This window comes from Bradyrhizobium sp. Kon10 (assembly GCF_055807395.1).
On the sequence record NZ_JBVVOZ010000368.1, the window covers coordinates 1 to 241 of the forward strand.

Sequence of the window (241 nt, forward strand, 5' to 3'; positions counted from 1 at the left end):
GTCCTAATCGCGGACGTCGTGGGCTATGGCCGCCTGAGCCAAGCCGACGAGGAAGGCACGCGTGCCCGCTTCCAAGCCGATCTGCGCGAGGTCTTCGAGCCGAGAATCGCCGCACACCATGGCCGGCTGGTCAAGACCATGGGCGACGGGCTGCTGGTGGAGTTCCACAGCGTGGTCGATGCGGTGCGCTGCGCGGTTGAGGTCCAGCGCGCCAAGTCCGAGCGCGACGTCGGCGTTGCGG

The 241-nt window shown here is 68.5% G+C and carries 1 protein-coding gene; it reads left to right on the plus strand.

The features are described from left to right. Window positions 1–241 (plus strand): nucleotidyl cyclase domain-containing protein (locus AC0L2O_RS37405; protein ID WP_473373275.1); only part of this gene is annotated, 241 nt, incomplete at both ends.